General features: G+C 70.9%; 4 protein-coding genes and 1 pseudogene. 3 read left to right on the forward strand and 2 right to left on the reverse strand.

The features are described 5' to 3' along the window. Positions 1 to 214 precede the first annotated feature (214 nt). Complete coding sequence (locus AOK03_RS11705) at positions 215 to 1,759, reverse strand: MFS transporter (RefSeq protein WP_107097981.1); 1,545 nt, start codon at positions 1,757 to 1,759, stop codon at positions 215 to 217. A gap of 387 nt (positions 1,760 to 2,146) precedes the next feature. Here AOK03_RS11705 and AOK03_RS11710 point away from each other — a divergent pair, with 387 nt between their 5' ends. The 3 genes and pseudogenes from AOK03_RS11710 (at position 2,147) to AOK03_RS11720 (ending at position 5,855) form a co-directional block, all read left to right on the forward strand. Then, entirely contained in the window at positions 2,147 to 2,935 is a 789-nt protein-coding gene (locus AOK03_RS11710; protein WP_055565146.1) for an ABC transporter ATP-binding protein, read from the forward strand. Positions 2,936 to 3,018: 83 nt separating this feature from the next. Beyond that, positions 3,019 to 3,270: pseudogene (locus tag AOK03_RS11715) on the forward strand (ABC transporter ATP-binding protein); the annotation flags it as partial. After that, positions 3,267 to 5,855, forward strand: a complete 2,589-nt coding sequence (locus tag AOK03_RS11720; RefSeq protein WP_055565147.1) for an ABC transporter permease — start codon at positions 3,267 to 3,269, stop codon at positions 5,853 to 5,855. The pseudogene AOK03_RS11715 and the gene AOK03_RS11720, both read left to right, overlap by 4 nt. Before the next feature lie 64 nt (positions 5,856 to 5,919). On the opposite strand, the gene AOK03_RS11725 is transcribed toward AOK03_RS11720, so the two are convergent. Then, complete coding sequence (locus tag AOK03_RS11725; RefSeq protein ID WP_079074651.1) at positions 5,920 to 7,374, reverse strand: DUF2079 domain-containing protein; 1,455 nt, start codon at positions 7,372 to 7,374, stop codon at positions 5,920 to 5,922. Between the last annotated feature and the right edge of the window lie 18 nt (positions 7,375 to 7,392).

The raw sequence follows: 7,392 nt of genomic DNA on the forward strand, positions 1-7,392 counted from the left end.
TGCCAGGGGTAGGTGAGGTGCGGCTGCTGCGGGGGGTACGGCTCGTGCGGGACGGAGGAGTACGGCTCGTGCGGGACGTGGGCGTCGTACGGAGGGTGGGTCATCCCGGTTCTCCTTGCGCGGCTTCCGGCCCGGTGTGCGGACCGCGGGGAGCGAGGGGAGCCGAGACGTTACTCGTAAGTAGTGGTGGTGTGCGGGGTTTTCGGTGAACAAGTCAGTCGGTCTGTTGTGTGGGTGACAACTGGTCCTGGTGTGCGCCCAGTTGTCTCTCCTGAAGGACGGGGAAGCGCCGGGGGGCCAGGAAGAGCAGCACGGTCAGGGCGAGCAACGCGGCGCAGCCCGCGCCGAGGTAGACCGTGTCGACGGCGGCGTCGACGGCCCGCCGCAGCGGCTCGGGATCGGCCACGGACCCGGGGTCCTCCAGGATGCGCGCCACCGAGTCGAGGGACCCGGCCCCGTCGAGCCGCGCGCTCAGCACGCCGTTGGCGACGGCGCCGAACAGGGCGGCGCCGAGGGTCTGCCCGATCTGCCGGCAGAACAGCACGGAGGCCGTGGCCGTGCCGCGCTCGGCCCAGCCGACGCTGGACTGGACGGCGACGATGAGCGGCAGCTGGAAGAGGCCGAGGGCCGCGCCGAGCAGCAGCATGAGCAGCGCGGGCTGCCAGGCGGTGCCGGGGTAGGGCAGGAGCGGGAAGGTGAAGAGGACCAGCGCGGCCGCGGAGATGCCGGTGATCGCGGTGTTGCGGAAGCCGATCCTGCGGTACACGTGCTGGCTCAGGGCGGCGGAGACCGGCCAGCTGAGCGTCATCACGGAGAGCACGAACCCGGCGGCGACCGGGGCGAGTCCGAGCACGGACTGGGCGTACGTGGGCAGGAACACGGTGGGCGCCACCATCAGGAGGCCGAGCGCGCCGAGGGCGAGGTTCACGGCGGCGATGGTGCGCCGTCGCCAGACCCAGCCGGGGATGATCGGCTCCGCGGCCCGGCGCTCGACGAGGACGACGACGGCGATGAGCAGGAGCCCGGCGCCGAACAGCCCGAACGACGGCGCCGACACCCAGTCCCAGGCGACCCCGCCCTGCACGAGCGCGGTCAGGAGGGTGCCGCCGCAGGCGAAGACGGCGAGCGCGCCGGGCCAGTCGATGCGGCCGCGCGGGACGGCCTCGCGCGCCGGTTCGTGGAGGTGGCGCACGATCAGCCAGAGGGCGAGCGCCCCGATGGGCAGGTTGATCAGGAAGATCCAGCGCCAGTCCGCGTACGAGGTGATGACGCCGCCGAGCGCGGGGCCCGCGACGGCCGACGTGGCCCACACGGTCGACAACTTGGCCTGGATCTTGGGGCGTTCCTTGAGCGGATAGAGGTCGGCGGCGAGGGTCTGCACGGTGCCCTGGACGGCGCCGCCGCCGAGGCCCTGGACGACGCGGAAGGCGATCAGCGACTCCATGTTCCAGGCGAGGGCGCAGAGCGCGGAGCCGAGGAGGAACAGCACGCAGCCCGCGATGAGGACGGGCTTGCGGCCGAAGGTGTCGGAGAGCTTGCCGTAGACGGGCAGGGTGACGGTCGCCGCGAGGAGATAGCCGGAGAAGAGCCAGGAGAAGATCGAGAAGCCGCCGAGCGCGCCCACGATCTGCGGGACGGCGGTCGACACGATGGTGGAGTCGACGGCGGCCAGCGCCATGGCGAGCATGAGCGCGGCGACGACCGCGCCCCTGCCGCGTATCGCGTCCTGGGTGCCCACAGAACTTCCTTCCCCCTGCATCCGGTTGCTGCGGGTCACCATCTCACCCGGTGGAGGGCGAGGGCAGGGTGGACGGCGGGGTGGAGCCAACCCTGAGTCGCACTCCACCGGGGGGTGGAGATCCCCTAGGGGTACCTCCGTACAACGGACTGGGGAGCGTTCGTCCCACTGGAGGATGAGCCGGGCCGCGGCGGTCCTTAGATTTGCTTTACGAGCCGGGCACGGGGCCGGCTCGTACGTCCCACCCCCGCCGGCCGGGCGAACCGTACCGGCGGGGGTGGGGTTTTCCCCCGGAAAAGACTGCGCTGAGCACCAGCGCGCGGGGGCCTGTCGTGACACCAGACTGAAGCGCGAGAGCGCGCAGCGTATCCACCCGGCTCGCCGCAGGACCGACATAGGAGATTTACCGTGACAACGGCTGTGACAACACCCAGGCACGGGGGCACTGGAGGGCGTACGGCCGTGGCGGCACGAGCGCGCCAGGTCGTGAAGGCGTACGGCTCCGGGGAGACCCGCGTCGTCGCGCTCGACCACATCGACGTGGACATCGCCCGCGGGCAGTTCACCGCGATCATGGGTCCCTCGGGCTCCGGCAAGTCCACCCTGATGCACTGCCTCGCGGGCCTCGACACGGTCAGCAGCGGCCAGATCCACATCGACGAGACCGAGATCACCGGTCTCAAGGACAAGAAGCTCACGCGGCTGCGCCGGGACCGGATCGGCTTCATCTTCCAGGCGTTCAACCTGCTCCCGACCCTGAACGCCATCGAGAACATCACGCTCCCGATGGACATAGCGGGCCGCAAGCCCGACCGGGCCTGGCTCGACCAGGTGGTGGAGACCGTGGGGCTCGCCGGGCGCCTCAAGCACCGCCCGACCGAGCTCTCCGGCGGTCAGCAGCAGCGCGTCGCCGTGGCCCGCGCGCTCGCCTCCCGCCCTGAGATCATCTTCGGCGACGAGCCGACCGGAAACCTCGACTCCCGTGCGGGGGCGGAGGTGTTGGGCTTCTTGCGTCGCTCGGTGACCGAGCTCGGCCAGACCATCGTGATGGTGACGCACGATCCGGTCGCCGCCTCTTACGCGGACCGTGTTCTGTACCTCGCCGATGGCCGGATCGTCGACGAGATGCACCACCCGACCGCCGACCAGGTCCTGGACCGCATGAAGTCGTTCGATGCCCGGGGGCGCACGTCATGACCGTCCTCACGACCTCCCGGCCCCAGGCCGGTGCCCGTGTCTCCTGCCCTGCCCGCGGGCGGAGCCCGCTATCAGACAGGCGTATCTTCGGCGACGAGCCGACCGGAAACCTCGACTCCCGTGCGGGGGCGGAGGTGTTGGGCTTCTTGCGTCGCTCGGTGACCGAGCTCGGCCAGACCATCGTGATGGTGACGCACGATCCGGTCGCCGCCTCTTACGCGGACCGTGTCCTGTACCTCGCCGATGGCCGGATCGTCGACGAGATGCACCACCCGACCGCCGACCAGGTCCTGGACCGCATGAAGTCGTTCGACGCCCGGGGGCGCACGTCATGACCGTCCTCAAGACCTCGATGCGCAACTTCTTCGCGCACAAGGGACGCATGGCGCTCTCCGCGGTCGCCGTGATCCTGTCGGTGGCGTTCGTCTGCGGCACGCTCGTCTTCTCCGACACCATGAGCACCACCTTCGACAAGCTCTTCGCGGCGACCTCCGCCGACGTCACCGTCAGCCCCAAGTCCGCCGAGGACGCGGGGGACACCCCGCGCAGCGGCAAGCCCGAGTCGATGCCCGCCTCCGTCGTGCGGCAGGCGGAGAAGGCCAAGGGCGTGAAGGCCGCCGAGGGCGCGGTCAGCAGCCAGAGCGTGACCATCGTCAACGCGAAGAACAAGAACATGGGCCCCACCAACGGCGGCCCGACCATCGCGGGCAACTGGACGCGCAACGACCTGCGTTCGATGGACATCACCTCCGGCCACGCCCCGCGCGGCCCCACCGAGGTGATGGTCGACGCCGACACCGCCGACAAGCACGGCCTGGGGCTCGGTGACGAGCTGCGCACCATCACCGCCACCGGCGACCTCACCGCGAAGATCTCCGGCATCGCCACCTTCAAGGTGACCAACCCCGGCGCCGCGATCGTCTACTTCGACACCGCGACCTCCCAGCGCGGGCTCCTCGGCACCACCGGCCGGTTCACGCACGTCAACCTCACCGCCGACGCGGGCGTCAGCGACACCCAGCTGAAGCGGAACGTCGCCGGGGTCCTCGACGCCAAGACCTCCTCGTACGACATCAAGACGCAGAAGGAGACCGCGGACGACAACCGCGACTCCGTCGGCAGCTTCCTCAACGTCATGAAGTACGCGATGCTCGGCTTCGCCGGGATCGCCTTCCTCGTCGGCATCTTCCTCATCATCAACACCTTCTCGATGCTGGTCGCCCAGCGCACCCGCGAGATCGGCCTGATGCGCGCCATCGGCTCCAGCCGCAAGCAGGTCAACCGCTCCGTCCTCGTCGAGGCGCTGCTGCTCGGCGTGTTCGGCTCGGTCCTCGGGGTCGGCGCGGGCATCGGGCTCGCCGTCGGCCTGATGAAGCTCATGTCCGGCATGGGCATGGAACTGTCCACCGGCGACCTCACCGTCAACTGGACGACGCCCGTGATCGGCATGGTCCTCGGCATCGTCGTCACCGTCCTCGCCGCCTACCTCCCCGCACGACGGGCCGGCAAGGTCTCGCCGATGGCCGCGCTCCGCGACGCGGGCACCCCGGCCGACGGCAGGGCGAGCGCGCTGCGCGCCGTCATCGGGCTCGTCCTCACCGGCGCCGGCGGCTACGCCCTCTGGGCCGCCTCGCAGGCCGACAAGGCCAAGGACGGCTCGCTCCTCCTGGGCGGCGGAGTCGTCCTCTCCCTCATCGGCTTCGTCGTCATCGGCCCGGTGCTCGCCTCCGGCGTGGTCCGCGTCATCAGCGCGGTCCTGCTCCGGATGTTCGGCCCGGTCGGGCGGATGGCCGAGCGCAACGCCCTGCGCAACCCGCGCCGCACCGGCGCCACCGGCGCGGCCCTGATGATCGGCCTCGCGCTGGTCGCCTGCCTCTCCGTCGTCGGCTCCTCGATGGTCGCCTCCGCCACCGACGAGCTCGACAAGTCGGTCGGCGCGGACTTCATCGTCCAGCCCACCCAGCCCGGCATCTCCATCACGGAGAAGGCCGCGCAGGCCCTCGGCAAGGCCGATCACGTCGCCCACATCACGCGCTACAAGCAGATCAACGCGGACATGACCACGCCCTCGGGCAAGACCGTGGACGGCGTCGGCCTGAGCGCCGCCGACCCCTCCTACGCCACGGACCTGCGGCGCGAGACCACCGCGGGCAAGCTGTCCGCCGCCTACGGCAAGGACGCCATGTCGGTCGGCGACGACTTCGCCAGGAAGCACCGCCTGAAGGTCGGCGACGAGCTGAAGATCGCCTTCGAGCACGGCAGGACGGCGAAGCTGAGGCTCGCCGCGATCACCGACGACGACACCACGGTCGACCGCGGATCGATGTACCTCAACATCTCGACGATGGAGAAGTACGTCCCCGCGGACCGCGTCCCGCAGAACGACATGATGTTCGCCTCGGCCACCAAGGGCCAGGAGGAGGCCGCGTACGCCTCCCTGAAGAAGTCCCTGGACGCGTACCCGCAGTACAAGGTGATGGACCAGACCGACTTCAAGCAGACGCTGAAGGACCAGGTCGGCCAGCTCCTGAACATGGTCTACGGCCTGCTCGGCCTCGCGATCATCGTCGCGATCCTCGGCGTCGTGAACACCCTGGCCCTCTCGGTGGTGGAGCGCACCCGCGAGATCGGCCTGATGCGGGCGATCGGCCTCTCGCGCCGCCAGCTGCGCCGCATGATCCGCATGGAGTCGGTGGTCATCGCCCTCTTCGGCGCCCTGCTCGGCCTCGGCCTCGGCATGGGCTGGGGCGCGACCGCCCAGAAGCTCCTGGCGCTGGAGGGCCTGAAGGTCCTGGAGATCCCGTGGCCGACGATCATCGCGGTCTTCATCGGGTCGGCGTTCGTGGGCCTCTTCGCGGCGCTGGTCCCGGCCTTCCGGGCCGGCCGGATGAACGTCCTCAACGCCATCGCCACCGAATAGCCACACCGACGGGGGACACGGGGGAACGGGGGAGCCGGCCCCCCGCGTCCCGCCGCCGCGGGCGTCAGTCCTTGCGCAGCAGCACGTATCCGTAGGCGGTGTCCTCGGCCACGTAACGGGTGCCCGGATGCAGACCGTTGGCGTACGCGACCGGGTCCTTCGTCCAGCCGGACCGGACGTCGAGAGCGACGTAGTCGGGCACGACCGGGCGGGCCGCGCCCGTCCAGAAGACGCGGGCGCGGGAGGTCAGCCTGCTGATGGGCCCGATGTTCGCCTCGACGGTGGCGTCGTCCGGGATCCGGTCGAGCATCTTCTCCACGGCGACGACCTGTTCGCTCTTGCGGTACGTCGCCGCCTCGGTGACGCCCGCCAGCGGCAGCGACGTGGTGAGGGCGAGCGCCGCGACGGCGGCGCACGCGGGCACCCGGTCCGCGTACGTGCGCAGCCACGGCTTCCCGCTCCGGCGCAACGTGTCGGCGGCGTCGACGAGGGCGAGCAGGACGACCGGCATCAGGACGGCGCTGTAGTGCCAGTCCGTGCCCCAGTAGTGGTCGTCGGCGGAGAGGAACCGCCAGCCGAGGGTGGGGAGCGCGATCAGGAGCAGCGGCGAGCGCAGGGCGAGGAGCCCGGTGGTGGGCAGGAGCAGCCAGAGGAGGGTGCGCAGCTTGGTGCCGGTCCCGTCGAGGGCCCCGGCGGTGGGGCCCGCCTCGCCGACCTTGCCCCAGTAGTCGTACGAGCCGACCGAGTTGAAGGCGGGGATGATCATCGTGAGCGTGACGAGGGTGGCGATCGCGCCGAACGCGGCGACACCGAGGGCGTAGGGCAGGGCCTTGGGGTCCGAGCGGCGGCACCGGATCGCCACGACCACGGCGAGGGCCGCGAGGGTCACCCCGAGGTCCTCCTTGACGAGGACGAGTGGCAGCGCCCAGATCAGCGAGGCCCGCCACCGCTGCCGCAGCAGCGCTTCGAGGGAGAAGGCGATCAGCGGCACCGCGAAGCAGATCTCGTGGAAGTCGAAGTCGACGGCGCGCTGGATCCCCCACGACAGCCCGTAGGCGACGCCGACGGCGAGCCCGGACACGCGCCCCAGGAGCCGGGTCGCGGCCCGGGTGACGGGCACCACCGACACGGCGATGAGCAGCGCCTGCGCGACGAGCAGCGTGAGCGGCGAGGGGAAGAGCCGGTAGGCGGGCGCGAGGAGGGCGGTGACCGGGCTGAAGTGGTCACCGAGGATGTTGGCGCCGGGCCCCTTGAGGTCGGCCACCGGCACCTGGAGGTGCGCGTAGGAGCGCACGGCCTGCTCGAAGATCCCGAGGTCCCAGGAGAGGCTCTCCAGCCGCCGGTACCGGCAGACGGACACGACGGCGTACGCGACGAAGAGCCCGGCGGCGAGCAGATACGGGGCGCGGTCCCAGAGCCGTCTTCCCCCGCCTGCGGCGGGGACGGTCCGGTCCCGCGCCGGTATGAGCTCGTCGGCACGCTCCTGGACGGGGAGGTCGGTCTTGGCTCCGGGGGGCATGGGGTGGCTTTCTGGTGG

Source organism: Streptomyces atriruber (assembly GCF_001418325.1).
GTDB lineage: Bacteria > Actinomycetota > Actinomycetes > Streptomycetales > Streptomycetaceae > Streptomyces > Streptomyces atriruber.